Below are 1528 nucleotides of genomic sequence, written 5' to 3'. Positions count from 1 at the left end.
CGGTCACTAGTGCACCCTCTTCTGTGCAGACGCCGAACCGGCGTGTGTGGTAGGAACCAGGCGGAAGCCGGGGTGACGGCCTAGTTCGGTCGCCCTTCGTGGGCCTCTGTGACACTGCCGCCCCCGGCTTCCCTGGGACCGCGAAGCGATGACAAAGGGACGCGCCGTTGAGCGCCGGTTAGTGACCACTCTGCTGTCGGTTCCCTCGCCTCCGCCCGGTTCTTGCCCCGTGCGAGCAGAAAGGCGACACAGTTGTCGCAGCATGATGGGCCGCTGTACTTCGTAGGGATCGACTGGGCGGCGGCCGAGCACGCCGTGTGCGTGCTGGACTCCGACGGCCGCAAGGCCGCCGCGTTCACCATCGACCACACCGCCGCCGGTTTCCAGCGGCTGGCCGCTCGGCTGGGCAAGCTCGGTCCGGCCGAACAGGTGCCGGTCGCGATCGAACGCCCGGATGGCCGGCTGGTTGATGCGCTGCTGGAAGCCGGGCACCCGGTACTGCCGGTCAAGCCGAACGCGATCAAGACCTGGCGCGAGGCCGAGGTGCTTTCCGGTGCGAAGTCCGACCCCGGCGACGCACACGTCATCGCCGACTACCTGCGGGTACGCATCCACCGGCTGCGTCCCGCCGCGCCGTTGTCCAGCCCCACCAAGGCATTGCGCGCTGTGGTCCGTGCCCGCGGGGACCTGGTCGAAACGCGCGTGGCCGCGACCAACCAGCTCGCCGCGCTGCTGGACAGTCATTGGCCCGGCGCAAAGGCCATCTTCGCCAACATCGAGTCCGCGATCGCCCTGGCCTTCCTCACCCAGTACCCGACCGCGGCGTCGGCCGCCCGCCTGACCGAGAAGCGACTGGCCGCGTTCTGCGCCCAACAGGGCTACTCCGGCAAGAGGCCCGCTGCCGTGCTGCTGGCCCGCCTGCGCGCCACACCCACGGGGACTCTCGATCCCGTTGTGTCCGAAGGAATCCGGGACGCCGTACTGGCCCAGGTCGGCGTACTCACCGAGCTCAACACCGCGATCAAGAACCTGGACCGCTCCATCGCCAAGAAGATCGACACCCACCCCGACGGCGAGATCTTCCGGTCCTTCCCCCGCGCCGGCACTATCAACGCCGCCCAGATCCTGGCCGAATGGGGCGACGCCCGCGAAGCCTTCGATCACCCCGACGCCATCGCCGCACTGGCCGGGATCACCCCGGTCACCAAGACATCCGGTAAACAACGCGGCGTCAGTTTCCGCTGGGCCTGCAACAAACGCCTGCGGGTCGCAATCACCACCTTCGCCGCCAACAGCCGATTCGCCAGCCCCTGGGCCGCCGACATCTACGACCGAGCACGAGCCTCCGGCAAAGACCACCCCCACGCCACCCGCATCCTGGCCCGCGCCTGGGTCCGGGTCATGTGGCGCTGCTGGCAGAACAACACAACCTACGACCCAGCCCAGCACGGCGGCGCTCAACACCTCGTCCAGCAGCACATCGCGGCCTAATTCTGATCTTGAGGTTGACACAAGGGGTGTCACAGCG

At 68.3% G+C, this 1528-nt stretch carries 1 protein-coding gene; it reads left to right on the top strand.

Annotation, left to right across the window (positions count from 1 at the left end):
- The first annotated feature begins 252 nt into the window (after nt 1-252).
- The gene (locus EV191_RS29975; RefSeq protein WP_132881507.1) at nt 253-1491 is read left to right on the top strand and encodes an IS110 family RNA-guided transposase; all 1239 of its coding nucleotides are present in this window, start codon (nt 253-255) and stop codon (nt 1489-1491) included.
- The last annotated feature ends 37 nt before the right edge of the window (nt 1492-1528 follow it).

It is taken from the genome of Tamaricihabitans halophyticus, from assembly GCF_004340875.1.
Taxonomy (GTDB): domain Bacteria; phylum Actinomycetota; class Actinomycetes; order Mycobacteriales; family Pseudonocardiaceae; genus Tamaricihabitans; species Tamaricihabitans halophyticus.
This window is presented reverse-complemented; position numbering and strand designations above follow the sequence as displayed.